General features: G+C 65.9%; 20 protein-coding genes and 4 pseudogenes. 14 read left to right on the plus strand and 10 right to left on the minus strand.

Annotation, left to right across the window (positions count from 1 at the left end; translation table 11 throughout):
• Window positions 1–41 precede the first annotated feature (41 nt).
• Window positions 42–1,417, minus strand: a pseudogene (locus tag HMPREF2886_RS33670) (IS30-like element ISPa37 family transposase).
• Between the two features lie 65 nt (window positions 1,418–1,482).
• Here HMPREF2886_RS33670 and HMPREF2886_RS33675 point away from each other — a divergent pair.
• From HMPREF2886_RS33675 to HMPREF2886_RS21740, 7 genes and pseudogenes are all read left to right on the plus strand, one after another.
• A pseudogene (locus HMPREF2886_RS33675) lies at window positions 1,483–1,779 on the plus strand (IS3 family transposase); the annotation flags it as partial.
• A 60-nt stretch (window positions 1,780–1,839) separates the two neighbouring features.
• Window positions 1,840–2,412: a DUF2796 domain-containing protein gene (locus tag HMPREF2886_RS21715; RefSeq protein ID WP_034075853.1), complete on the plus strand. Its 573-nt coding sequence runs from the start codon at window positions 1,840–1,842 to the stop codon at window positions 2,410–2,412.
• Window positions 2,413–2,500: 88 nt separating this feature from the next.
• Window positions 2,501–3,205, plus strand: a complete 705-nt coding sequence (locus HMPREF2886_RS21720) for an ABC transporter ATP-binding protein (protein WP_033969664.1) — start codon at window positions 2,501–2,503, stop codon at window positions 3,203–3,205.
• Between the two features lie 2 nt (window positions 3,206–3,207).
• Window positions 3,208–4,473 carry an ABC transporter permease gene (locus HMPREF2886_RS21725; protein ID WP_070748335.1) on the plus strand — a complete coding sequence of 422 codons (1,266 nt, stop codon included), beginning with the start codon at window positions 3,208–3,210 and terminating at the stop codon, window positions 4,471–4,473.
• 17 nt (window positions 4,474–4,490) lie between these two features.
• Window positions 4,491–5,009, plus strand: coding sequence for a DUF3299 domain-containing protein (locus HMPREF2886_RS21730; protein WP_003105266.1), 519 nt, complete (start codon window positions 4,491–4,493; stop codon window positions 5,007–5,009).
• A 147-nt stretch (window positions 5,010–5,156) separates the two neighbouring features.
• On the plus strand, window positions 5,157–5,855 hold the full coding sequence (gene oprG / locus HMPREF2886_RS21735; RefSeq protein WP_003093337.1) for an outer membrane protein OprG: 699 nt from the start codon (window positions 5,157–5,159) through the stop codon (window positions 5,853–5,855).
• Window positions 5,856–5,938: 83 nt separating this feature from the next.
• Window positions 5,939–6,295 carry a SirB2 family protein gene (locus tag HMPREF2886_RS21740; RefSeq protein ID WP_039026721.1) on the plus strand — a complete coding sequence of 119 codons (357 nt, stop codon included), beginning with the start codon at window positions 5,939–5,941 and terminating at the stop codon, window positions 6,293–6,295.
• Here the strand turns inward: HMPREF2886_RS21740 and HMPREF2886_RS21745 are convergent, their stop codons facing one another.
• The 6 genes from HMPREF2886_RS21745 to HMPREF2886_RS21770 all read right to left on the minus strand — a co-directional run bounded on the left by HMPREF2886_RS21745 (window position 6,296) and on the right by HMPREF2886_RS21770 (window position 13,203).
• Window positions 6,296–7,225, minus strand: coding sequence for an NAD-dependent epimerase/dehydratase family protein (locus HMPREF2886_RS21745; protein WP_070748337.1), 930 nt, complete (start codon window positions 7,223–7,225; stop codon window positions 6,296–6,298). It abuts the gene before it with no gap.
• Window positions 7,218–8,102: a dTDP-4-dehydrorhamnose reductase gene (locus HMPREF2886_RS21750; protein ID WP_070748339.1), complete on the minus strand. Its 885-nt coding sequence runs from the start codon at window positions 8,100–8,102 to the stop codon at window positions 7,218–7,220. Before HMPREF2886_RS21750 ends, HMPREF2886_RS21745 begins: the two co-directional genes overlap by 8 nt.
• Window positions 8,103–8,370: 268 nt before the next feature.
• Entirely contained in the window at window positions 8,371–9,321 is a 951-nt protein-coding gene (gene feaR, locus HMPREF2886_RS21755; protein WP_033969660.1) for a transcriptional regulator FeaR, read from the minus strand.
• A 160-nt stretch (window positions 9,322–9,481) separates the two neighbouring features.
• The gene (locus HMPREF2886_RS21760; protein ID WP_003132379.1) at window positions 9,482–10,060 is read right to left on the minus strand and encodes a DUF3156 family protein; all 579 of its coding nucleotides are present in this window, start codon (window positions 10,058–10,060) and stop codon (window positions 9,482–9,484) included.
• Window positions 10,035–11,525, minus strand: coding sequence for an APC family permease (locus HMPREF2886_RS21765; RefSeq protein WP_042165169.1), 1,491 nt, complete (start codon window positions 11,523–11,525; stop codon window positions 10,035–10,037). The genes HMPREF2886_RS21760 and HMPREF2886_RS21765 overlap by 26 nt, the downstream gene beginning before the upstream one ends.
• Window positions 11,526–11,715: 190 nt before the next feature.
• On the minus strand, window positions 11,716–13,203 hold the full coding sequence (locus HMPREF2886_RS21770) for an aldehyde dehydrogenase family protein (RefSeq protein ID WP_003113043.1): 1,488 nt from the start codon (window positions 13,201–13,203) through the stop codon (window positions 11,716–11,718).
• A gap of 228 nt (window positions 13,204–13,431) precedes the next feature.
• On the opposite strand from HMPREF2886_RS21770, the gene HMPREF2886_RS21775 reads away from it, so the two are divergent.
• Window positions 13,432–14,100, plus strand: a complete 669-nt coding sequence (locus HMPREF2886_RS21775; RefSeq protein WP_033977714.1) for a helix-turn-helix transcriptional regulator — start codon at window positions 13,432–13,434, stop codon at window positions 14,098–14,100.
• Here HMPREF2886_RS21775 and HMPREF2886_RS21780 read toward each other — a convergent pair.
• Window positions 14,097–14,393, minus strand: a pseudogene (locus HMPREF2886_RS21780) (class I SAM-dependent methyltransferase); the annotation flags it as partial. The gene HMPREF2886_RS21775 and the pseudogene HMPREF2886_RS21780 overlap by 4 nt on opposite strands.
• A 133-nt stretch (window positions 14,394–14,526) precedes the next feature.
• On the opposite strand from HMPREF2886_RS21780, the gene HMPREF2886_RS21785 reads away from it, so the two are divergent.
• The 4 genes from HMPREF2886_RS21785 (at window position 14,527) to HMPREF2886_RS21800 (ending at window position 19,055) form a co-directional block, all read left to right on the plus strand.
• Window positions 14,527–14,901, plus strand: a complete 375-nt coding sequence (locus HMPREF2886_RS21785) for a hypothetical protein (RefSeq protein ID WP_033969651.1) — start codon at window positions 14,527–14,529, stop codon at window positions 14,899–14,901.
• Window positions 14,898–15,104 (plus strand): helix-turn-helix transcriptional regulator, encoded by a 207-nt coding sequence (locus HMPREF2886_RS21790; RefSeq protein ID WP_033969649.1) that lies wholly within the window; start codon window positions 14,898–14,900, stop codon window positions 15,102–15,104. Before HMPREF2886_RS21785 ends, HMPREF2886_RS21790 begins: the two co-directional genes overlap by 4 nt.
• 209 nt (window positions 15,105–15,313) lie before the next feature.
• Window positions 15,314–18,289 carry a non-ribosomal peptide synthetase gene (locus tag HMPREF2886_RS21795; RefSeq protein ID WP_070748341.1) on the plus strand — a complete coding sequence of 992 codons (2,976 nt, stop codon included), beginning with the start codon at window positions 15,314–15,316 and terminating at the stop codon, window positions 18,287–18,289.
• Window positions 18,290–18,365: 76 nt separating this feature from the next.
• The gene (locus HMPREF2886_RS21800; RefSeq protein WP_070748343.1) at window positions 18,366–19,055 is read left to right on the plus strand and encodes an SDR family oxidoreductase; all 690 of its coding nucleotides are present in this window, start codon (window positions 18,366–18,368) and stop codon (window positions 19,053–19,055) included.
• A 19-nt stretch (window positions 19,056–19,074) separates the two neighbouring features.
• On the opposite strand, the gene HMPREF2886_RS21805 is transcribed toward HMPREF2886_RS21800, so the two are convergent.
• Window positions 19,075–19,719, minus strand: a complete 645-nt coding sequence (locus HMPREF2886_RS21805; protein WP_033969645.1) for a response regulator — start codon at window positions 19,717–19,719, stop codon at window positions 19,075–19,077.
• Between the two features lie 505 nt (window positions 19,720–20,224).
• Between HMPREF2886_RS21805 and HMPREF2886_RS21810 the strand changes: the two genes are divergently transcribed.
• Window positions 20,225–21,424, plus strand: coding sequence for an EAL domain-containing response regulator (locus HMPREF2886_RS21810; RefSeq protein WP_033977719.1), 1,200 nt, complete (start codon window positions 20,225–20,227; stop codon window positions 21,422–21,424).
• Window positions 21,425–21,696: 272 nt separating this feature from the next.
• A pseudogene (locus HMPREF2886_RS21815) lies at window positions 21,697–21,969 on the plus strand (histidine kinase dimerization/phospho-acceptor domain-containing protein); the annotation flags it as partial.
• Here the strand turns inward: HMPREF2886_RS21815 and HMPREF2886_RS21820 are convergent.
• A complete protein-coding gene (locus HMPREF2886_RS21820; RefSeq protein WP_052151859.1) occupies window positions 21,965–23,101 on the minus strand; it encodes a fimbrial protein in 1,137 nt (378 codons plus the stop codon). The pseudogene HMPREF2886_RS21815 and the gene HMPREF2886_RS21820 overlap by 5 nt on opposite strands.
• Between the last annotated feature and the right edge of the window lie 16 nt (window positions 23,102–23,117).

Consider the following 23,117-nt stretch of genomic DNA (forward strand, 5'->3'; position numbering starts at 1 on the left):
GTCAGTGATCCTGCATTCGGATCGCGGCAGCCAAGGTGGATTCAATCGGCCGTCGCAACACTGGGTTGCTGAATAGATGTTAGATAGTCGTTCAGTACCTCGGCAGGTGTTTTCCAGCCGAGCGTTTTCCTGGGTCTAGTGTTCAGCGTATGAGCTACGGCTTGGATCTCTTGGTAACTCCAACGAGACAGATCGGTGTCTTTCGGGAAATATTGCCGCAGAAGACCGTTTGTATTCTCGTTCGTACCGCGCTGCCATGGACTGTGAGGGTCGGCAAAGAAGACTTTTACTCCAGACTCAATGGTAAAGCGGACGTGATCCGATAGCTCCTTTCCACGATCCCAAGTCAATGATCGCCACAGCTGAACGGGTAAGCCAGTCACGGCCCTCTTCAATGCATTGGTCATGGTGACAGCACCGTAGCCAGCAAGAGCGGGGCCGTTCTTCGTCCGGGGAGTCGGCCCGTAACCTTCCTCGCGAGGCAGATGAACGAGCATGGTAAATCGGCTTGAGCGCTCGACCAGCGTCCCGATGGCGGATCGGTTCAGGCCAATGATCAGATCACCCTCCCAATGCCCCGGTAAGGCACGATCCTCCACCTCAGCAGGACGGCTGGAAATCATGACATCCTCGCTGACATGTGCCCATGCTTTGGCCTGCGCCCTGGCTCTTGGTACGCGCAACGCCCGCCCAGTACGCAGGCAACTCACCAGTTCATGCTTGAGAGCGCCTCGCCCTTGAATGTAGAGAGCCTGATATATGGCTTCGTGAGACATACGCATGGACTTGTCATCCGGGAAGTCGACTTGCAGCCGGTTGGCAATCTGTTCGGGTGACCAGCCATTGACCCATTTACGGTCACCACGATGTGGTTTATTTCGTCCCTTGAATGGTGCCTGTAGAGGACCGGCAATCTCACGGCCATTAGCGTTATGAACCTTGCCTTCCAAGCGCTCTTGCACGTAATGGCGCAGTTGCGGGTTGGTCACCAATCTCGCCGGCTTCGGTCTCTTGGCAACCAATTCAGCCTTCCACTGCGCGACTGAAGCGCGATACTCGAGCCGGCCGCTACGAGTTGCTGCGTTACGAGTCAGCTCCCGTGAAATGGTCGACGGACTTCGTCCAAGATGGCGAGCAATCTCACGCACACCAACACTTTGCGCCCGGAGCAGCCCGATCTCTTCTCGCTCAGCGAACGACAAGTACCTTCCTGATATGTGGTTCGACATGAATAATGGCATTCCGCCGCGATGACGGAACCAGCGTGTGCCTACCGCTGACGATACGCTAATAGCCTCTGCCGCCCTTTCGCTTGTGATCCCGGTTGCGATCGTTCCCAAAATAGCCGCTCGATCTCTCGGCGAAGTGACGGGGCACCTGGCGAGCGCATTGCCCCTCGCCCCGTCAACTCCCGCATCCACCCTGTAGGTCGCCCCATAAACACCTCCACGATCAAAGGTGTTGCAACGACCGGTTGAATCCACCCAATTCACCAGTGCGGACTACCAGCGTTTTCTGAATCTCAACACGCTGGTCTGCAGCATGAGTGCCGTCGGACATTGCGGCGACAACGCTGCCTGTGAAGGCTTCTTCGGTCAGCTCAAATGGGAGCGCGTTGCCCATCAGTCGTATCGCACTCGTGATGAAGCACGGGCGGATTTATTCGACTACATCGAGCGGTTTCACAACCCACGAATGCGTCGTCGAGTCGCCCGGCAAGATCTGAAGTTTTCAGCCCTTTTTCAAACCGTCCATGGAAGTGGGGTAGCCCCCCACTAGGCACACGGAAAAAATCGTTATAACGTAACAAAATTATCTCTTTCTCTCGGAGTCCCGCCCATGCGCCCACTGCTGTTAGCCCTCGTCTTGCTGCCGTTCGCCGCCCATGCCCATGACGACCACGACCATGACCACGCCCACGGCAGTCTGGGCAAGCACGAGCACGGCGTCGCCCAGTTGAACGTGGCGCTGGACGGCAAGACCCTCGAACTGGAGCTGGACAGCCCGGCGATGAACCTGGTCGGTTTCGAACACGCCGCCAGCACCGACGCGGACAAGGCCGCCGTGGCCAAGGCCCGCGCTCAGCTGGAAAAACCGCTGGAGCTGTTCGCCCTGCCGGTCACCGCCGGCTGCTCGGTGGCCAGCCAGGAACTGCGGAGTCCGCTGTTCGGCGACAAGGCGCCGGCCCACGCGCACAAGGAGAAGGCAGGCCACGAACACGAACACGGTCATGCCGATATCCACGCCCATTACCAGCTCAGTTGCGAGAAGCCCGAGCTGCTCAAGCTGCTGACCCTCGCCGAGTTCTTCAAGCGCTTCCCCGCCACCCAGAAAATTCAGGTACAACTGATCGGTCCCGACGGCCAGAAAGGCGCCGACCTGGCTCCGGCCAGCGCCGAGCTGAAGCTGTAGGATCGTTCCGGAGGCGCCGCGAGGGATTCGGCGCGGCGCCCCTCCATCCATTCTCGAGGCTCCGGCGGAGCGTTCCGCCCCTACCCCCATGAGCGCACTGATCACCCTGACCAACCTCGGCTTCGCCTGGCCCGGCCAGGCGGAGTTGCTGGACATTCCCAACTTCCATCTCGAACGCGGCGAGAGCCTGTTCCTCAAGGGGCCTTCCGGCAGCGGCAAGACCACCCTGCTCGGCCTCCTCGGCGGCGTGCAGAAGCCCGGTCGCGGCAGCATCCGCCTGCTCGGCGAGGACCTGGAAAAGCTGTCCGCCGCGCGCCGCGACCATTTCCGCGTCGACCACACCGGCTACATCTTCCAGCAGTTCAACCTGCTGCCGTTCCTCTCGGTACGCGAGAACGTCGAGCTACCCTGTCACTTTTCCGCGTTGCGCCGTCAGCGCGCCCGCGAACGCCACGGTAGCCCGGCGCAGGCCGCCAGCCATCTGCTCGGCCAGCTCGGCCTCGGCGGCGAACTGCACGAACGCCGCGCCGACAGCCTGTCCATCGGCCAGCAGCAGCGGGTTGCCGCCGCCCGCGCGCTGATCGGCCAGCCGGAGCTGGTGATCGCCGACGAGCCGACCTCGGCGCTCGACGCCGACAGCCGCGAGGCGTTTCTCCAGTTGCTCTTCGCCGAATGCCGCGAGGCCGGCGCCAGCCTGCTGTTCGTCAGCCACGACCAGAGCCTGGCCGGGCTGTTCGACCGCAGCCTGTCCCTTTCCGATCTCAACCGCGCCGCCCGGCCGGCAGGACTCTGAGCATGTATCTCTTCCGACTGGCACTGGCCAGCCTGGCCAACCGCCGCTTCACCGCCCTGCTGACGATCTTCGCCATCGCCCTCTCCGCCTGCCTGCTGCTGGCGGTGGAGCGGGTCCGCACCGAGGCCAAGGCCAGCTTCGCCAGTACCATCTCCGGTACCGACCTGATCGTCGGCGCGCGCTCCGGCTCGGTGAACCTGCTGCTCTACTCGGTATTCCGCATCGGCAACGCGACCAACAACATCCGCCGGGACAGCTACCGGCACTTCGCCGAAAACCCGCGGGTGAAGTGGGCGATCCCGATCTCCCTCGGCGACTCGCACCGCGGCTACCGGGTAATGGGCACCGATGCCGGCTATTTCGAGCACTACCGCTACGGCCGCGGCCAGGAACTGCAACTGGCCGAGGGCCGCGCCTTCGGCCAGGACCTGTTCGACGTGGTGCTCGGCGCCGAGGTGGCCGAAGCCCTGCACTACAGGCTCGGCGAGAAGATCGTGCTGGCCCATGGGGTGAGCACGGTGAGCCTGGTCAAGCACGACGACAAGCCGTTCACCGTGGTCGGCATCCTCCAGCGCACCGGTACCCCGGTGGACCGCACCCTGCACATATCCCTGGCCGGCATGGAGGCGCTGCACGTCGACTGGCGCAACGGGGTGCCGGCGATGGGCGCCGGGCGCGTCAGTGCCGAGCAGGCGCGGCACATGGACCTGCAACCACAGGCGATCACCGCGTTCCTGGTCGGCCTGAAGAGCAAGGTGGCGACCTTCGCCCTGCAACGCGAGGTCAACGACTATCCCGGCGAACCGCTGATGGCGATCCTCCCCGGTGTCGCCCTGCAGGAATTGTGGGGCCTGATGGGCACCGCCGAGAAGGCACTGTTCGTGGTCTCGCTGTTCGTCGTCCTCACCGGCCTGATCGGCATGCTCACGGCGATCCTCACCAGCCTCAACGAGCGCCGCCGGGAGATGGCCATCCTGCGCTCGGTGGGCGCGCGCCCCTGGCACATCTTCGGCCTGCTGCTGGCCGAGGCCTTCAGCCTGGCGCTGGCCGGCGTCGCCCTCGGCCTCGGCCTGCTCTACCTCGGCATCGCCGCCAGCCAGGGCTACGTCCAGGCCAACTACGGCATCTACCTGCCGCTGGCCTGGCCAAGCGACTATGAGTGGAGCCTGCTCGGGGCTATCCTGGCGGCCGCCGTGCTGATCGGCTGCGTGCCGGCCTGGCGCGCCTACCGCCAGTCCCTGGCCGATGGCCTGTCGATCCGCCTATGACCCGGAGATATTCCCCGATGCTGCGCTCCCTGACCGTCCTCCTGCTGGCTTTCGCCCTGCTCCTGGGCAGTGCCGTGGCGCGCGCCGCGCCGCGCGAACTGACCTGGTCGCAACTGATCCCGGCCGGCGCCCCGCCCGCCCCCGCGCCGCTGCCGATCCACGACCTCGCCAACGCCCTCAGCGAAGCCGGCCCGGCGGCCAGCCAGCAGAGCCCCAACGCCCCGGTGGTGAAGGCACTGGACGGCATCGAGGCCAAGCTGCCGGGCTACATCGTACCGCTGGAAATCAGCGAGGCCGGGCTGGTCACCGAGTTCCTCCTGGTGCCCTACTACGGCGCCTGCATCCACGTACCGCCGCCGCCGTCGAACCAGATCGTCTACGTGAAGACCGCCAAGGGCGTGCAGATGGACGAGTTGTACCAGCCGTTCTGGGTCGAGGGCACCTTCAAGGTGGAGAACGCCAGCAGCGAGCTGGCGGCGGCCGGCTACCGCATGCAGGCGAGCAAGGTGACGCCCTACGAATACGAAGGTGGCTGAACGACATGCGACAATCCGCCGCGCCATTTACGTTGCGGCGGTCACATTTGCTCCTAGGATTGATTGAGCTGTGTCAAGGAAGGCAACTGTTAGCTGGCTGACCATTAGCAGCACCAACACTTTCTAATACAAGGAATGGAGCTCATCATGCGTAAGTCCTGGCTTACCGCTTCCCTGCTGGCCCTCACCGTCGCCTCCCCGTTCGCCGCTGCGGATATTCAAGGACACAAGGCCGGTGACTTCATCATCCGTGGCGGCTTCGCCACCGTCGATCCCGACGACAGCAGTTCCGACATCAAGCTGGACGGCGCCAAGCAGCGCGGTACCAAGGCGACCGTCGACAGCGACACCCAGCTCGGCCTGACCTTCACCTACATGTTCGCCGACAAGTGGGGCGTGGAACTGGTCGCCGCCACCCCGTTCAACCACCAGGTCGACGTCAAGGGCCTCGGCCCGGGCCTGGACGGCAAGCTGGCCGACATCAAGCAACTGCCGCCGACCCTGCTGCTCCAGTACTACCCCATGGGCGGTACCAACAGCGCCTTCCAGCCCTACGGCGGCCTGGGCGTGAACTACACCACCTTCTTCGACGAAGACCTCGCCAGCAACCGCAAGGCGCAGGGTTTCAGCAGCATGAAGCTGCAGGACTCCTGGGGCCTGGCCGGCGAACTGGGCTTCGACTACATGCTCAACGAGCACGCGCTGTTCAACATGGCCGTCTGGTACATGGACATCGACACCAAGGCCAGCATCAACGGCCCGAGCGCCCTGGGCGTGAACAAGACCAAGGTCGACGTGGACGTCGATCCGTGGGTCTACATGATCGGTTTCGGCTACAAGTTCTGAGTCGTAGACTGTCGCGGGGCTTGCGCCCCCAACGGGAAAAGGCGCCTTCGGGCGCCTTTTTTCATCCTGCGGAAACGGACCCCATGTACCTCTGGCTGAAGACCCTGCACATCACCTTCGCCCTCAGCAGCGCCGCCCTGTTCGCCTGGCGCCTGGCCTGGAACTGGTCGGGGCGCAAGGCCAGCGGCATCCGCCGCTGGGGACCGCACCTGGTGGATACCCTGCTGCTGCTCACCGCGCTCGGCCTGGTGCACCTGGCGATGCCCTGGCCGCTGCCGCTCTGGCTGCAGGCGAAGCTGGGACTGTTGCTGGGCTACATCGTCTGCGCGGCGTTCGCCCTGCGGATGGCGCGGGGCCCCGGCAAGGGCCTGCTCAGCGTCCTCAGCCTCACCCTGCTGGGCGGGATCTTCTACCTGGCGCTGAACAAGCCCTGGTGGTGATCAGCGGCCGAGCAGGCGCGCCAGGCCCACGCCCATCGGCGTCGGCTGGTCGAAGCGGAAACGCCGCAGCAGGCGCTCGTTGTTCGCCCGCGAATGCCTGATGTCACCGGTTCGCGCGTCGGCGTGGGTCACCGGCGGCAGGCCACCGAGCACCTGGCCGATCTCCGCCAGCAACTGCTTCAGGCTGATGCTGCGATTCAGGCCGACGTTCACCGCCCCAGGTTCCACCGCCGTCGCCTCCAGCGCCTGGACCAGGAAATCGACCAGGTCGGCGACGTAGATGAAGTCGCGGGTCTGCTCGCCGTCGCCGAACACGGTGATCGGCGTCCCCTTCAGGGCGCGCTCGGTGAATATGCTGATCACCCCGGAATAGGGCGAGGATGGGTCCTGGCGCGGCCCGTAGACGTTGAAGAAGCGGAAGATCGCCGGTTCCAGCCCATGCTGGCGGCGATAGAAATCGAGGTAGTACTCGCTGGCCAGCTTGTCCGACGCGTAGGGCGTCAGCGGCGACTTCAGGGTGTCTTCGTCGATCGCCGTGCCTTCCCCGTTCTGCCCGTAGACCGCTGCGCTGGAAGCGAACACCACGCGCTTCACGCCCTGCTCGCGCATCGCTTCGCAGAGGTTCAGGGTGGCGATGAAATTGCTCTGGTGGGTGGCGACCGGGTCGTCCACCGAGGCCTGTACCGAGGCGACCGCGGCCAGGTGGGCGACCGCCGCGCAGTCCTTCAGGGCGGCCGCCAGGGTCGCCGCGTCGGCGGCGTCGCCCTCGACCAGTTCGACCCGCTCGTCGTCCAGGGGCAGGTTGTCGCGCTTGCCGGTGGACAGGTTGTCCAGCACACGCACGCGGTAGCCGCGCGCCAGCAGCGCGTCGGCCAGGTGGGAGCCGATGAAACCGGCGCCGCCGGTGATCAGGATGGGTCGTTCAAACATGCCTGTAGTACCTGTCCAATAGAGCCGGCAAACCTGCGCGCCAGGCGCGCGGCTTGATGCCGAAGGTGTGGAGGATCTTCTTGCAGACCATCACCGCGTGCTGCGGCTCGTCGAGCGCGTCCGGGCGCGCGGCATGCGCCTCCGCCGAAGGCTCCTGGATCAGGTTGGAGCGATAGGTACGCGCCTCGTTGAGGATCACCTGCCCCAGCGCCAGGGTGGTGGTCGCTTCCAGTCCGCCGTAGTGGTAGGTGCCCCACAGCGGCGCCTGGCAGTCGAGTTGCTTGAGCACCGAGAGCACCACCCGCGCGGCGTCGTCCACCGGCGTCGGGTTGCCGCGCCGATCGTCGGCGAGGAACAGCGGCTGCGGTTGTTCGGCACGGCCGAGGAAACGTCCCAGCAAGCCGTTCGGGCTTTCGTCCAGCAGCCAGCCGAAGCGGATCAGCACATGTCGCGGGCAGGCCGCGCGCACGCTCTGTTCCATGCGCCAGAGCGCCTGGCCACGCAAGCCCAGCGGAAGGGTCTCGTCCTTCTCGCTGTAGGCGGTGGCGCGGGCGCCATCGAAGACCCGGTAGCTGGACGGCTGGACCAGGAGGATCTCGTAGTGCTGGCAGAGCTCCGCGAGGCGCTCGACGGCGCGCTCCTGGGCGCCCAGGCGCTCCGCCTCGACCTGCTCGGCCTGGAACCAGTCGTGGTAGAAGGCGAGGTTGATCACCGCGTCGGGGCGCGTTTCGTCCAGCAGGGTGGTGAGGCTGGCGGCATCCCAGCCCTGCTCGGGTGGTCTGGGCGCGAGGAAACCGATGTCTTCCTCCGCCCCTAGGCGGATCAGCGCCTGTCCAAGGGCATTACCGCCGCCCAAAAGCATCAGGCGCATTCGCATGGTGTAGGGGGGCACTCGAAATCTGATAGTGAATAGCGACGCGGCGCACGCCCCAAGGCAATGACATCCTGCGCCTCGCTGGCGACATGAAAGGTGCGGGCATCGGGTGCTGCTTGTCGCGGCAGGTACCCCGGACAGCGCCGCCGTTATTTTCATGCAACCTGACACGCCGCATTCTTGCTGTGCCTCCGGTGAAGCGTCAAGCATTCACCGGGCCAGCTCCGCCTGCGGCGCGGATCGGCGGGACGAATGGCAGCGCGCGGCGGCGTCAGGCCGGTAGCGCGCCGGCCCGATAGTCCTTGGGCGAAACCTCGAACTGCTTCTTGAACGCCCGGCTGAAATGCGCCGAGTCGCTGAAACCCCACTTGAAGGCGATGGAGGTGATCGATTCGCCGCGCAGCCGTGGGTTGCCGAGGTCGGCGGCGCTGCGGCTGAGGCGCTGGCGGAGAATGTAGCGGCAGACGCTGTCGCCCTGCTCCTCGAACAACCGGTACAACTGGCGCACCGAGATGCGCAGGCGGCCGGCGAGCATGTCCGGACTCAGGCGCGGCTCCTGCAGGGATTGCTCGATCAGGCGCTCCGCGTGCCGGCGCAGACTATAGCCATAGAGCCCGGCCAGCGGTCCCTCCAATTCCTCGCCGGCGTGCTGTAGCGCCGGCCCGAGCAGGGCGATCAGCGCCTCCTGCAACGCCCCGCCCTCGTCCGCCACCGCCCACGGTTGCAGTTCTCCGGCGCACACCTGCTGCACCAGCAGGCTCAGCAGGCGACCGCTGGCGCAGTTCGGCGAGAGTTTGCCGAAGGCCCGCTGGCTGGGTGGCAGGTGCCGGCATACCTGTTCGCGGGAGAGATGGAACGAGGTGTGTTCGATGAGTCCATGGGGAATGATCTCGCAACCGCCCGCGGAATCCATCAGTGCCATTTCCCCTGGCGCCAGCTCTATGCTGCCCCCATCCTGGCGCAATTGTGCATGGCCGCTGCGCTGGACGACCAGGAAACAGTGGCGGTCGTCGTCATGATCGGCATGGGTGGCCTGGCGGGCGATGCGCCCGGCGTTGGTGCGGATCTGCGCCAGTTCCAGGCCGCCGAGGTCCTGCCGCGAGATATCGCCGATGAACAGCGTCCGGTTCAGCGCGGGCTGCGACTCGAAGCGCCCGCAGACCTGGCGCAACGCCTGGTTCCAGGCTTCGAAGCTGTTGTGTGCGGAAGACAGGGTATGCACCGGGCACCTCCTGACGGCAACGGCCATCGTTATTGTTGTATGGCGCGGCAATTACCGAGCCACGCAGCGCTGCCGATATGATTAACATGTTATCGATATACCCACAAGCTAGCGCAAATGGACCGGCGGATACGCATCCGGGAGAGCCGGCAAGGGCCGTTCAGGCGGGAGAAAGCAGGCGCTGCAATTGGGCGAAGGCGCCCAGCAGGGCCAGGCGCTGCTCGGCGACCAGGGGGATGTAGCGGCGATAGGCGGGGAAGCGGTTGACCACCTCGCACGCCCCCAGGTGTTCCAGGCTCACGGTCCAGCCCCTGTCGTCGCGGCAGAGGCGCAAACTCCGGAAGTCCAGCGGCATGAGCTGCTCCAGCAAGGCCCGGTCGCCCCCCTGCAAGGCCTCCCGCAACGGCTCGAGCCCGCTCCCGCTGCGTACCTTGCAAAGGATGCCACGACGCCGCAGGCAACCGGCGTGACGCAGCTCCAGGCTGGCCGGCGGCCCCCCAGGCGCCGCCACGAACAGGCTGAACTCGGTGCTGACGATATGCATGAACAGGTGCGCCTGGACCCGCTCGCGAACCTCGAGGCTCAGCTCTTTCGTACGCAGCAACAGCCTGCCGTCCTGCGCCTCGCCGTCGCACGCAGCCAGGTTGCGCCGCACCAGGGCCAGGGTGGCCCCGGGGCGATAGGCGGCTGGCCGCCAGTCGCGCCAGTGGCGCTCATACCAGCGCGCCCAGGCGGACATGCGCCCTCTCCCGTTGCTGCTGGTCCTCTTCGGCGAACTCCTTCTCCAGCACCTCTTCCACCGCCAGCGGACGGAACGGATTCACCCGCTGTACGCACAGGGTCCAGAACAGGGCGTAGGCGGCCGCCAGGCCGAGCATCAGGGCGAACGGCAGGTAGATGTCGGCGGGGTTCATCCCCGGCGGCGTGATGTAGAACATCCCCAGCAGGATTCCGGCGCTGGAGAACAGCTGCGGTAGCGGGAACAGCGGCGAGCGGTAGGCCCGCGGCAGGTCCGGACGGCGGATGCGCAGCAGCACCACGGAGAGGGTCACCAGCAGGTAGGCGGTGCCCCAGGCACAGACCGCCGCCAGGACCAGGTGGATGATCCCTTCGCTGTCGCCGCCCAGCCACCAGGCGTGCAGACAGGGAATCGCCGCTGCCACGGCGATGCACAGCAACGGTGTCTTGAAGCGCGGGTGCAGGTAGGTGAAGGCCTTCGGCAAAGCGCCATCCAGCGCCATTCCATAGAGAATCCGCGGCAGGCCGGCCATCAGGGTGTTGATGGTGGCGGCCCCGGCGAACAGCAGGCCCACGCCCAGCCAGATGCGTCCGAACGGTCCCATCACCTGCTCGGCGAATCGCGGGATCGCCATCGGCGTCTCCAGCAGGTGCAGGCCGCCGCCGAGGTCGAGGTTTTCCACCTGCCGGCGCATTGCCGCGCCGTAGAGGAACATGCAACTGGCCACCCCGACCAACCCCAGGGCCATCGCCCGCGGCAGGGTCCGCGAAGCATGGCGCACCTCCGGCGCCAGCGGCGTGACGAATTCGCAACCGACGAACATGAACATCGCCATGCCCACCAGCGACAGCAGGGTCGGCAGGTCGTCGCCGACCATCGAGGCCCCGAACCAGCCTTGCAACTCCACCGCGGGCAGGCGCAGCAGGCCGGTCACGGCGAAGATCATCAGGGTGCTCCACATGCCGAAGGTGAGGATCACTTCGGCGCGACCGAAGGCGGTGATCCCCACCGCATTCAGCAGGCCGAAGCAGAGCACCATGCCGACGCCCACCAGCCAGGCGCCGCCGCCCGGCTCGGTGAGGGTATTCAGCGACTCGAAGTTGACCAGCGCCATGGTGCCGCTGAGCATGGTCTCGGCGGTGCCGGCGAACACATGGACGATCAGGTAGGCCGACAGCGTGCCGGTGATCGCGAAGAAGCGCCCGAGGCCGCACGACAGGTAGTCGTAGACCGAGCCACGGGTCGGCAGCAGGCAGGCGGCTTCGGCGAAGGTGGTGGACTGCGCCAGCATCAGCAGCAGCGCCACCAGCATCGCCACGGCGAAGGTTCCGCCGCCCAGGCCGAAGCCGGTGGTGGCGGTGAGGATCACCGGGCTGGCCATGATCAACCCGACCGAACTGGCCAGGGCGGTGGGAAAACCAACCCGCCCGCGAAGCAGGTGCTGGGTGAGTCTGGAGTTGGACATCGACGTATCCTCGACGGCAGCGTTGCTGTTGTTGTTCTTGCGTCAGGCCCTGCCAGGGCGCGCCAGGCTCCCTGCGGGACGCGCCGGCGTCCCGTACGCTCCGCCGACAGGCGAGGCGTGTCGAACAAAAGGCTGCCGCGGAGGGCAGCGAAAGAGCCGAACGAATCGGCTCACCCCAACTTCATCGATATCAGTAGGCGATGCACACCGACTTGTTCTCGGTGTACGCCTCGATCGCCGCATGGCCCATCTCGCGGCCGATGCCGGACTGCTTGAAGCCGCCGAACGGCATCGACGGGTCGAGCAGGTTGTGGGCATTCACCCATACCGTGCCGGCCTTGATCCGTGGTACCAGGTCCATGACCTGGCGCAGGTCGTTGGACCAGATGCTCGCACCGAGCCCGTAGATGCTGTCGTTGGCCAGGCGCACCGCTTCGTCGAGATCGTCGAAGGGCGTCGCCACCAGCACCGGCCCGAAGATTTCCTCGCGCACCACCTGCATCCCCGGGGTGACGTCGGCAAGGATCGTCGGCTGCACGTAGAACCCCGTCTCACCCTGGCGCGCCCCACCGCAGACCACGCTGGCGCCCTCAGCCACCCCGCTTTCGATCATCCCCAGGACCCGCTCCTGCTGCCTGGCCGAGACCAGCGGGTTGATCTGCGTGGTCGGATCCAGGCCGGGGCCGATGCTCAGGTCGCCGGCGATGGCTGCCAGGCGTTCCAGCACCTGGTCGAAACGCTTGCGCTGCACATAGAGGCGCGAGCCAGCAGTGCAGACCTGCCCCTGGTTGAAGAAGATCGCGCCGGCGGAACCGGCGGCAGCCATGTCCAGGCTGGTGTCATCGAGGATGATCACCGGGGATTTGCCGCCGAGTTCGAGGGAAAAACGCGTCATGTTCTCCACCGCCGCATGCCCGATCAGCTTGCCCACCGGGGTCGAGCCGGTGAACGCCAGCTTGTCGATGCCCGGGTGCGCCGCCAGTGCCGCGCCGGCCTCGGCGCCCGTGCCGGTGACGATGTTCACCACTCCTGGCGGAATCCCTGCCTCCAGGCACAACTGGCCGAGGCGCAGGGCGGTCAGCGGGGTTTCGTCGGCCGGCTTGAGGACCACGGTGCAGCCGCAGGCCAGGGCCGGGACGATCTTCCAGATCGCCATCAGCAAGGGGAAATTCCACGGCACGATGGCTCCGACCACGCCCACCGGCTCCGGCACCGTGTAGGCCCGGTAGCGCGCGCCTGGGACCGCGGCGATCGACAGGTCGAGGCTACGGCCCTCGATCTTGGTCGCCCAGCCGGCCATGTAGCGGATGAACTCGACCGAGGCGCCGACCTCCAGTGCCCGCGACAGGTTGATCGACTTGCCGTTGTTCAGGGTTTCCAACTGCGCCAGTTGCTCGCCATGCGCCTCGATCCGTTCCGCCAGTCGCAGCAGCAGGCGCTCGCGATCGGCCGGGCGCTGGCCTGCCCAGTTGCCTTCGAACGCGCGCCGCGCGGCAGCGACTGCCCGGTCGACGTCTTCGGCGCCGGCGCGGGCCACGCGAGCCAGCTCGGCGCCGGTCGCCGGGTCGTACAGCGGCATGTCGGCGCCGGAACGCGCCGGCCCGGACTCACCGTCGATCAGCAGGCCATGGGGACTGCGCAAGAAGGCGCTGACGGACGGGTCGATGGCAATACTCATGTGTGCTCCTCGGCTTGGCGACGGCGCTGCGTCGTGCATGCGCCTACTACCCGGGAATACTCTGGACCCGCCGCTCCCCCGCTCGCTTGCTCCAGCCTGCCGGGTTTCTTGCCGCTGCCTGCCAAGCCAGGCAGAGAAAGACAAGACGGCACGCGGGGGCATGGACATTCTGCCCGGCAGGCGGGACAGTGGGCGTCCCGCCGCCTCGTCCCACGGGAGCCCCGCGCCATGTCTTCGACCCTGTCGCCCGACCTCGGCCCGCGCTGCATGCAGGCCTTCACCCAGGTGGTGCCGGCCAGCCTGTGCGTGTTCTATCGCATCGACGAGGACTGTCGCGCATACGACTTCCAGCTCCTGCGGATGCCGGCCGGCATGCATCGCGACTACCTGCGCCACTACCGCGACTACGATCCGCTGCAGCCGCGCCACTGCCTGGCCAGCGCTTCGCCGGTGGTGCCGCTGCGCCAGGGTATCGCCCGCCAGCCCGCGAAGGACAGCGCGCTGTACCAGGGCTTCCTGCGACGCCACGGGATCTGCGACGTGGTCGAGGTACTGGCGCATGCGCAGCAGCGTCCGGTGGCGGCCCTGTCGTTACTGCGCGACGCCCGGCTAGGAGCCTTCTCCGAGCAGGAACTGCGACAGTTGCGCGCCCTGCATGGCCTGATGGAACTGGCGGCGCAGGCATGCGCCACGCCAGCGGCCAACGCCGAGCGCCTGCAAGGCCTGACGCCGAGGGAACGGGAAATCGCCCTGCTGCTGCGCGACGGCGTCAGCAACAAATGCCTGGCGCAGTGCCTCGGACTCGGCCTGCCGACGGTGAAGACCCACCTGCTCAACCTGTTCCGCAAGACCGGCGCGCGCAGCCGCACCGAGCTGGTGAAGCGACTCTTCCTCTAACCGCCCGCGGCCTGGGGGCTGCGCGCCTCCAGCCAGAAGAGAAACTGCCGCACCGCCAGCGGCTCGCCGCTTTCGTACAAGCCGCGCAGGCGCTCGCGGTGGCGCCCGAAGGAAAAACCGGGAAATACCCAGGGCAGGTTCGACAGGTACCAGGCCAGGGCGCCGACGTCGGCGAAATGCAGCACTTCCCAGCCTTCGCCGCCTGCCACCGGCAGCAGCTCCGCGGCCTCCAGCCGGGCGCGGGCGAAACCCAGGTTCCAGTGCGGCGCCTCCGGCGTCGGCGCCGGTTCGCCGCTCTCCCGGAGGCCGCCCGCTACCATCCCCGAGTCTCCCCGCCAAGGCAAGTCCACGGAAAATGTAAAGCCTGCTTGACAAAAAACAGCCTCCCGTCCAATGTAAAGCACCCTTTACACGGACGATTCAACCATGACCCACAGACGTTTCTTCCTCGAACTGCTTCTCGCGCTGGTCGGCTATGCCGCTGCCGTTCTGATCAGCGGCCAGTTGCTGGCGGGCACGGAACCGGGCGCCGGCCGGGTCTTCCTCGCCCTGCTGCCGGTGCCGCCGATGGTCGCCCTGGCACTGGTGGTGATCCGTTACCTGCGGCGCCTCGACGAAATGGCCCGGCGCATCCATCTCGAAGCCCTCGCCCTGGCCTTCGTCGGCACCGCCCTGCTCACCTTCACCTACGGTTTCCTCGAAACCACCGGCTTTCCGAAACTCTCGATGTTCTTCGTCTGGCCCCTGATGGGCGCGTTCTGGGCCATCGGCTGCGTCCTGGGACTGAGGCGCTATGCATGAGGAACCGCGTTCGCGAGTTGCGCACGGAGCGCGGTTGGTCACAGGCGGAGCTGGCCGGAAAGCTGGAGGTATCGCGGCAGACGGTGAACGCCATCGAAACCGGCCGCTACGATCCAAGCCTGCCCTTGGCCTTCAAGCTCGCCCGGGTGTTCGGACTGGCTATAGAAGCGATCTTCGACGACCGGGAAGGCCCGCTGGACTGAGTCCGGTCCCGCTTCCGAAAACGTCCGGGGCGCCCCCTGGCACCCCGGCGGCGAGCCCTCCTTACCCTGTACCAAATGGCAGTTGCCGCATCTCCCCTCGGGGCTAGCCTTGGACCAGGCCTATCGCCAGCCTTCCCCCTGGTCCCCGCTCGATACGCTGAAAAACCACGGATAACGTCTTTTCCACCGGCAAGACAGGAGTCTCAGCCATGTCGAAAGATTCTGTTCTTGGCTTATTCAGGCAACACGCAGATACCCATCCCGAACGCCCCGCCCTCGTCGATAGCGAGCGCTCGTTCAGCTATCGCGAACTCGACCGGCTCAGCGACGGGCTGGCCGCCCACCTGGCCAGGCGCGGCGTCGCCCGGGGCGACCTGCTGCCCCTGCTGGCCGAACGCTCGGCCGAACTGGTCATCGCCATCCTGGCGGCCGCCAAGTGCGCAGCGGCCTACGTACCGGTGGACCGTCGACAACCCGACAGGCGCAAGCGGGAAATCCTCCGCCAATGCCAGGCCCCCTTGGCCCTCGCCACCCAGGCCGAGGACCTGCCGGGGCAACCGGTGGAGGTCATCGCACAGGCGCTCGCGACGAGTGCAGCGGGTGCCGCGCCGAGACCGGCGCTCGACGGCAGCGAAGCGCTGTATGTGATCTTCACCTCGGGCACCACCGGCGAACCCAAGGGCGTGGTGATCGAGAGTCGCTCCCTGGCCAACCTCGTGGGCTGGCACAACCGGCGCTTCGAGATGGACCAACGGAGCCGCACCACCCTGATGGCCGGCGTCGGCTTCGACGTTTCCCAATGGGAAATCTGGTCCACCCTGTGCGCAGGCGCCTGCCTCCACCTGGTGCCCGACGAGGTGCGCCCAGACCCGGCGGCGCTGCTGGCATTCTTCGCCGAGCAGCGGATCAGCCACGCCTTCGCGCCTACCGTGATGGTGCCCGCGCTGGCGGAGCAGCCCGCCCCGCCGTCGCTGGCGCTACGCTACCTGTTCTGCGCCGGGGAAAAACTGCCGCCGGTCGCAACCGGCGGGCTGCCCTATACCGTGGTGGATTACTACGGCCCGACCGAGGCCACGGTCTTCGCCACCTGCCGCATCGTCGACGCCGAAGCACATCGGCGACCCGCCTCGATCGGCACGCCCATCGACGGCTGCGAGGCATTCATCCTCGACGCCGACGACCGGCCTTGCCATGGCGACCGACCCGGTGAACTGAACCTGGCGGGCGTCTGCCTGGCGCGCGAATACCTGCGCGACCCGGACATGACCGCCAGGCGCTTCCACTGCTCGCAGGCACTGCGGCGCCGGCTCTACCGCACCGGCGACAGGGCCCGCTGGCTGGCCGATGGCAGCCTGCAGTTCCTCGGTCGGCTGGACGACCAGGTGAAGATCCGCGGCCACCGCGTCGAACTCGGCGACGTCGAGGCCGCGCTATTGCGCCAGCCGGCTATCCACGGCGCGGTGGTGCTGGCGCATGCCGACCCACGCTCCGGTAGCCAGCAATTGAGCGCCTTCGTGGTCCCCCGCCAGCAGGACGGCGATGCCAGGGCCGTGCTCGCCGCCATCAAGACCGCACTGCGCCAGGAACTGCCCGACTACATGCTGCCCAGCCGCTACCTGTCGCTGGACAGCCTGCCGACCACGGTCAACGGCAAGATCGACCGCCAGGCTCTGCGTCGACACCTGGACGAACAATCCCAGGAACGACTCGACGAGCAACGCTTCGGTACCCCCGGCGAACTGCAAGTGGCCCTGGCCTGGCAGGAAGTGCTGGGGCATACCGACTTCGGCCTGGACGACAGCTTCTTCGAGGTCGGCGGCCATTCCCTGCTGGCCGCCGCCCTGGTGCGCGAACTGAGCCGGCGCTTCGGCAACCGTGCCTACATCCACGACCTCTACCGCACCCCGAGCGTGCGCCAACTGGCGGCCAGCCTGGCGCGGCGCGCCGGCGAAGCGCCGCCGGCGCTGGACAGCGAACCGGCCCAGGAGCTGCAACGGGACGTGCGCCTGCCCGCCGACGTGGATTTCAGCCGGCCCATGGACACCGCCCAATTGCTGGCGCCACGGCACATCCTGCTCACCGGCGCCAGCGGGCTGATGGGCGCCCACCTGCTCGCCGAGCTGCTGGCCAGCCGCGAGGCCGACCTGCATTGTCCGGTCCGTGCGCAAAACGACGCCCACGCCCTCGAACGCCTGCGCCAGGCCGCCCGGCAGCACCGCATCGAACTCGCCGAGACGGACTGGCGACGGGTCAGGGCCTACGCCGCCGACCTCGCAGAACCAGGTTTCGGACTACCGGCGGAAACCTATCGCGAGCTGGCCGGCAGCGTCGACCAGGTCTTCCATTCCGCCAGCGCGGTGAACTTCATCCAGCCATACAGCTACATGAAGCGCGACAACGTCGAGGGGCTCGGCCAGGTCCTGCGCTTCTGCGCCAGCGGCCGCTGCAAGCCGCTGATGCTGCTGTCGAGCATCTCGGTGTACAGCTGGGGCCACCTGCATACCGGCAAGCGCCTGATGCGCGAGGACGACGACATCGACCAGAACCTGCCGGCGGTGGTAACCGACATGGGCTACGTGCGCAGCAAATGGGTGATGGAAAAGATCGCCGACCTCGCCGCCGAACGCGGCCTGCCGCTGATGACCTTCCGCCTCGGCTACGCCACCTGCCACAGCCGTACCGGCGCCTATGCCGACTACCAGTGGTGGAGCCGGCTGGCGCGGACCTGCCTGGAGTACCGGGCCGTGCCGCTCCTGCGCGAGTTGCGCGAGGGCCTGACCACGGTGGACTACATGGTAGAGGCGATCAGCCTCATCGCCCGCCAGCCTTCGGCGCTGGGCAAGAAATTCAACCTGGTGCCGAGCATTCCGCGCTGCCTGACCCTGGACGAGTTCTTCGGCCGTCTCGGGCGACGCGCCGGGCGTCCCCTCCGGCAGATGCCGTTCGACGACTGGGTAAGTCTCTGGGAAGACAATCGCGACGCCCCGCTCTATCCCCTGCTGAGCATGTTCCGCGACAACATGTACGCCGGCCGCAGCACCGTCGAGTTGTACCAGGACACCTATCTCTGGGACTGCACCAACGTCGAGGAACACCTGCGCGGAAGCGCCGTGCGCGAGCCGGAGTTCGACGACCGCCTGCTCGACCTGTACCTCGCCGGCCTGGGCGGCAGCGCCATGCGGTAAGTTCGAGGCCGCCGCGGCGGTTACCGCAGCGGGACGCACTTGGGTATCCTGTCCGCTTTATTGCCCGGAGAACCTCATGCACAACGTTCTGATCGTCGGCGCCTCGCGCGGCATCGGCCTGGGGCTGGCGGATGCCTTCCTGCAACGCGGCGCACAGGTATTCGCCGTCGCCCGGCGACCGCAAGGCTCTCCCGGGCTGCAGGCACTGGCGGAGCGGGCCGGGGAGCGCTTGCAAGCGGTGAGCGGCGACCTCAACCAACGCGACTGCGCCGAACGCATCGGCGAGGCGCTGGGCGAGCGGCGGATCGATCGCCTGATCGTCAACGCCGGCATCTACGGCCCGCTGCAACAGGATGTGGCGGAAATCGACGCCGAGCAGACCGCCCAACTGTTCCTGACCAATGCCATCGCGCCGCTGCGCCTGGCCAGGGCACTGTCCGGGCGGGTTAGCCGGGGTGGCGTGGTGGCGTTCATGAGTTCGCAGATGGCCAGCCTGGCGCTGGGCCTGTCGGCCACGATGCCGCTCTACGGCGCCAGCAAGGCGGCGCTGAACAGCCTGGTACGCAGTTGGGAGGGCGAGTTCGAGGAGTTGCCGTTCAGCCTGTTGCTCCTGCATCCCGGCTGGGTGCGTACCGAAATGGGCGGCGACAGCGCGCCGCTGAGCGTCGAGGAAAGCGCCGCCGGACTGGTCGCGGCGGTGGAGGATGCCGCGGGCGTGAATGCCTGTCGCTTCGTCGATTATCGGAACCAGCCGCTGCCGTGGTGAAGCCGCGCCATCTGGCGCTTCAACGAATGCGACAGTCGCCTTCCGCCGCGTAACGGATCAGGTCGGCGTCGCGCTTGATCCCGAGCTTCTTCATCGCGCTGACCTTCTGCGTGCTGATGGTCTGCACGCTACGGTGCGACTGCTCGGCGATCTCGGTGATGGTCAGTCCGGAGCCGAACAGCCGGACGATCTCCGCCTCGCGCGCGGTCAGACGCTCGGTATGGGAAGAGAGAACCTGATTGACGAAGATGTCCCTAATGGACGGGGAGAAATACTGATTTCGCGAATAGGCCGCACTCACCGCCATCAGCAGATGACTGGTCGAGTCGGACTTGCTCAGGATGCAGTTGATCCCCTGCTTGAGAATGGCCCGGATAAGTCCCGGATTATTCAACATGGTGAAAACCACCAGTTGCAGGCCAGGATAACGACGCCGCAGCAATGACAACAACGCCAGTCCATCGCCATACTTTCCTCCGGGCATCGTATAATCCACGATAGCCACGTCACAGACATGTTCATTGAGCTGCGCGATCAGTTCGGTAGAGTTCGAAACTTGCCCAAGTACTTCCAGCGAGTTATTCCGACTCAGTTCGTAGGAAATACCTAGCGAGATGGCGGGATGATCATCCGCAACCATGACACGAATGCTATGTACGGACATCCTTGCTTCTCCTTAAACTACACACGGCACGGCCGAGGGACAGCATCGCCAGGGAACGGGGAAGCTCGACCGCGCTGACCATGCTCCGGCTAGGCACCTCCCGCGCAGCGCGGGAACGGCGTGCCAATCCGCAGCAAGGAAGCACGAACCGGGAGCCCGTCGACAGCACATGTCCCGACCCCAAGTGAACGAGTGTATTCTCTAGTAAGTCCCGCTCCCCTTACATAGTAAAACTACTATTTTTCACTTAAAAAACTAACAACAAAGACACTTGAAAAGCCTCAGAAAACCGCTTACCCACACAACCTGAAGATATATAAACCCCGGAATACTACTCAACAGGAACACTCCCCCGAACCTCATCGACTAAAAGCCAAATAAATTAAATATCCAGCAAATACCCTGAAACCCATAGAAAAATCTCTACGAAAAATACAGAAACCGACTATTTACCTGGCAATTAATTCGCTATAAAAATTAAAAAAATTTGAAAAGTCTGTATCCCATGCGGCAGATCAGCGTTCTGGTTCTGGAAGATCATCCGTTCCTACGCTTGGCAGCGGTCACCACCCTGCGCCGGGCGGGTCTCGTCGACATCCACGAAGCGCAGAATGGCAGCGAGGCCCTGGCCCTGCTCAAGCAAAGCGGTGGGGTGGATATCGCCATCTGCGACCTGCAGATGCCGGAAATGGATGGCCTTGCCTTCATCCGGGCGGTGAGCGAAGTCGGCCTGGTGCGGGCCGTCGCCCTGAGTTCCTCGGTGGAAAGCCCGCTGCGGACGGCGGCCACCAACCTGATCCAGCGCCTCGGGCTGGATTTCATCGGCGACCTCGGCAAATCCTTCGACACCCAGGCCGTGCTCGATGTGCTGTCCGCCTTCAGGAACATGTCCAGGATGCTCCCGCCCGCTCTTCCCGCCTTGCCGCAAAGGCCCACGCCGTCGCCGGCGGACGTCCGTCGCGGCCTGGCCTGCAACGAGTTCGAAGCCTATTACCAGCCCAAGCTCCTGCTACGGGGCAACCAGTTGCAGGGCGCGGAAATACTCGCCCGCTGGAACCATCCTCGCCTGGGCCTGCTGACCCCGGGATCCTTCCTGGAAGTACTACAGGCCGAGGGACTCGCCGATGACCTGCTGGCCCGCATGCTCGGACAGGGACTGGAGTGGCAACGACAATTGCGCCGCTACGCGTACGGAAAACCGGTGGAGTTGGCTTTCAACCTTGCGCCGGCCCAGGCGATCTCGCCCGGCCTGATGGAGTTCCTCGCGCAGGCCCTGCGGCGCCATCGCGCCTGCGCCGAACATGTCCTTTTCGAACTCGCCGAAGCCCCCTTCGCGGAATCGCCCGCCCTGCTGCTGGAGAACCTGACCCGCCTGCGCATGCTCGGTTGCGGATTGGCCATGGATGATTTCGGCTCGGGCCATTCCTCCCTGGAACGCCTGCTCGACCTGCCATTCACCCAGATAAAACTGGCCATCCCCTTTACTCGCCACCTGCTGGGAAACCCCGATTGCCAGGCCATCATCCACGCCACCGTGCTACTGGCCAGGAGCCTCGGCGTGCAACTGGTGGCCACCGGCGTGGAAAGCGCCGAACAGCGCCTGCTGCTCGACGACCTGGGCGTGGCAGTCGGCCAGGGGGTCGCCCTCGCCCCGCCCATGACCGGCCGCGAGTTCCTGCACTATTGCCTGGGGCAGAAGCACTGATCCGTTCGCCTGGAGCCAGAGGACTCCCGGTCGCCGCGATATCAACCTGCCATTTATCAATACATTAATGAAAACTGCGCTTCGACCGGTGCTCCACACTCCGGACAGGTTGCCGGAAGCCCATCGACAGGCCCGACAGATCACTCGATGCGCCCGCTATCTGCCGACGCTGCGACTGATCCGGGGCGGCTTGTGCCTGCCCTCGCCGATTGCCGCGCAAGCGTTCCCTGCGCCCTCCGCCATTCATCTCGACCTGCTCAGCCGCTATGCCCCAGCCTTATCGCGATAGCGGCGGGGAGATCGCCGGGGTGGTCTGCGGCTGGTGCGATATTTCCGAGCAGGTGCACCTGATCGAGGCACTCGAAGCCGCACGTGGCCAGGCCGACGAGGCCAACCGTTCGAAAACCGCGTTCCTCGCCACCATGAGCCACGAAATACGCACGCCGCTGAACGCGGTGATGGGCACCCTCGAACTGGCACTGAAGCGCGCCGCCAGGGGCGAGCTGGATCAGGCCGGGCTGAAGACCACCTACATCTCGCTCAGGGGAAGGTGAAGCTGAACTCGGCGGCGCCGTCGGCCGCCCCGGCCCTGAGCTCGGCCTGGGCACCGGTCCGGATATAGGCGGCGCTCAGGGGAATATCGGCGCTGTCGCCGATACGGCGCATCGGGTAGGGAGTGCCATCGAAGCGAACCCGCTGGCCGGTCAGGCCATTGTCCACGACGATACCGAAGCCCGCCGCGCCGCCGCTCTTCAGGCTGAGAATCGTCGGATCAGGCTGGATCGCCGAGGCGTACTTGTCCTTGAAGGCGACCAGCGGTTTCGCCGCCGCCGCGCAGTCGCTCAGGGTAATGCTGAAGGCGCGCGGCGTAGAGGTATCGTTGAGCCGCGGGAAATCCTTGAGGGCCACGTTCCCCAGCCTGACCTGGATCGTCTGCCCGACATCGACCCGGCACTTGTTCGGGATCACCGGCGGCGGCCCGCCGCCGATATTGATGGCTGCCGGCCCGACCAGGCGGTGAGGCGTCCGGCAGATTCCGGCCGGCGTGTTGCCGGTCGGCACGTCGAAACGCCCTCCCAGGGCGGTTTCTCCCTTGAGCATATCCACCGCCCACAGGTTCAGCGTAGCGCTGCCGGATACGCTGGTGACCTGCAGCTCGCCACTGGGCAAGTCCTTCGGATCGACCGTGAGAACCAGCTCCTGCAGATAATCGTTGATCGTGTTGCCGGCCTTGCTGGTGACTCGCCTGTCGAGGGCATGGGGAACGCTGTCGACGGGGACCAGACGCATTGCCCCGTCCTGCGCATCCATCGAGACCCGGTAGCCGATACCGGGCACGTTGGTCTGCACCGTGCCGTAAAGGCCGGGGTAACCGACGCCGCTCCAGTTTCCTCCCAGGATCAATTCATGCGGCTCCGCGGCGCTGGAGGTCTGGTAGTTGAGAAAGAGGTTGACCGGTCTCACCGCCAGCACCGTTCCGCGGGGTGTGCTGCTGGTCAGGTCGTTCACGGTACGCCAGGATCCGCCCTGGCCATTGCTGAAGGTACAGTTCCGGGCGATCTCGTCCTGCGCCCAGGCCTGCGGGAGCGAAAGGCCACCGATCAGGCAGCAGAGCAGGACCGGCCGGACAAGCGGAGCGCGGATCGGAACGTCGGCGGCAAAGAGCCTCGCACGCATGGAGTATCTCCAGGTT

The sequence above is a fragment of the Pseudomonas sp. HMSC066A08 genome (assembly GCF_001813025.1).
Taxonomy (GTDB): domain Bacteria; phylum Pseudomonadota; class Gammaproteobacteria; order Pseudomonadales; family Pseudomonadaceae; genus Pseudomonas; species Pseudomonas aeruginosa.

Coding starts and splice junctions, on each gene's coding strand:
- HMPREF2886_RS21715 (WP_034075853.1), top strand. CDS start 1,840: ATGCGCCCACTGCTGTTAGCCCTCGTCTTGCTGCCGTTCGCCGCCCAT.
- HMPREF2886_RS21720 (WP_033969664.1), top strand. CDS start 2,501: ATGAGCGCACTGATCACCCTGACCAACCTCGGCTTCGCCTGGCCCGGC.
- HMPREF2886_RS21725 (WP_070748335.1), top strand. CDS start 3,208: ATGTATCTCTTCCGACTGGCACTGGCCAGCCTGGCCAACCGCCGCTTC.
- HMPREF2886_RS21730 (WP_003105266.1), top strand. CDS start 4,491: ATGCTGCGCTCCCTGACCGTCCTCCTGCTGGCTTTCGCCCTGCTCCTG.
- oprG (WP_003093337.1), top strand. CDS start 5,157: ATGCGTAAGTCCTGGCTTACCGCTTCCCTGCTGGCCCTCACCGTCGCC.
- HMPREF2886_RS21740 (WP_039026721.1), top strand. CDS start 5,939: ATGTACCTCTGGCTGAAGACCCTGCACATCACCTTCGCCCTCAGCAGC.
- HMPREF2886_RS21745 (WP_070748337.1), bottom strand. CDS start 7,225: ATGTTTGAACGACCCATCCTGATCACCGGCGGCGCCGGTTTCATCGGC.
- HMPREF2886_RS21750 (WP_070748339.1), bottom strand. CDS start 8,102: ATGCGAATGCGCCTGATGCTTTTGGGCGGCGGTAATGCCCTTGGACAG.
- HMPREF2886_RS21760 (WP_003132379.1), bottom strand. CDS start 10,060: ATGTCCGCCTGGGCGCGCTGGTATGAGCGCCACTGGCGCGACTGGCGG.
- HMPREF2886_RS21765 (WP_042165169.1), bottom strand. CDS start 11,525: ATGTCCAACTCCAGACTCACCCAGCACCTGCTTCGCGGGCGGGTTGGT.
- HMPREF2886_RS21770 (WP_003113043.1), bottom strand. CDS start 13,203: ATGAGTATTGCCATCGACCCGTCCGTCAGCGCCTTCTTGCGCAGTCCC.
- HMPREF2886_RS21775 (WP_033977714.1), top strand. CDS start 13,432: ATGTCTTCGACCCTGTCGCCCGACCTCGGCCCGCGCTGCATGCAGGCC.
- HMPREF2886_RS21785 (WP_033969651.1), top strand. CDS start 14,527: ATGACCCACAGACGTTTCTTCCTCGAACTGCTTCTCGCGCTGGTCGGC.
- HMPREF2886_RS21790 (WP_033969649.1), top strand. CDS start 14,898: ATGAGGAACCGCGTTCGCGAGTTGCGCACGGAGCGCGGTTGGTCACAG.
- HMPREF2886_RS21795 (WP_070748341.1), top strand. CDS start 15,314: ATGTCGAAAGATTCTGTTCTTGGCTTATTCAGGCAACACGCAGATACC.
- HMPREF2886_RS21800 (WP_070748343.1), top strand. CDS start 18,366: ATGCACAACGTTCTGATCGTCGGCGCCTCGCGCGGCATCGGCCTGGGG.
- HMPREF2886_RS21805 (WP_033969645.1), bottom strand. CDS start 19,719: ATGTCCGTACATAGCATTCGTGTCATGGTTGCGGATGATCATCCCGCC.
- HMPREF2886_RS21810 (WP_033977719.1), top strand. CDS start 20,225: ATGCGGCAGATCAGCGTTCTGGTTCTGGAAGATCATCCGTTCCTACGC.
- HMPREF2886_RS21820 (WP_052151859.1), bottom strand. CDS start 23,101: ATGCGTGCGAGGCTCTTTGCCGCCGACGTTCCGATCCGCGCTCCGCTT.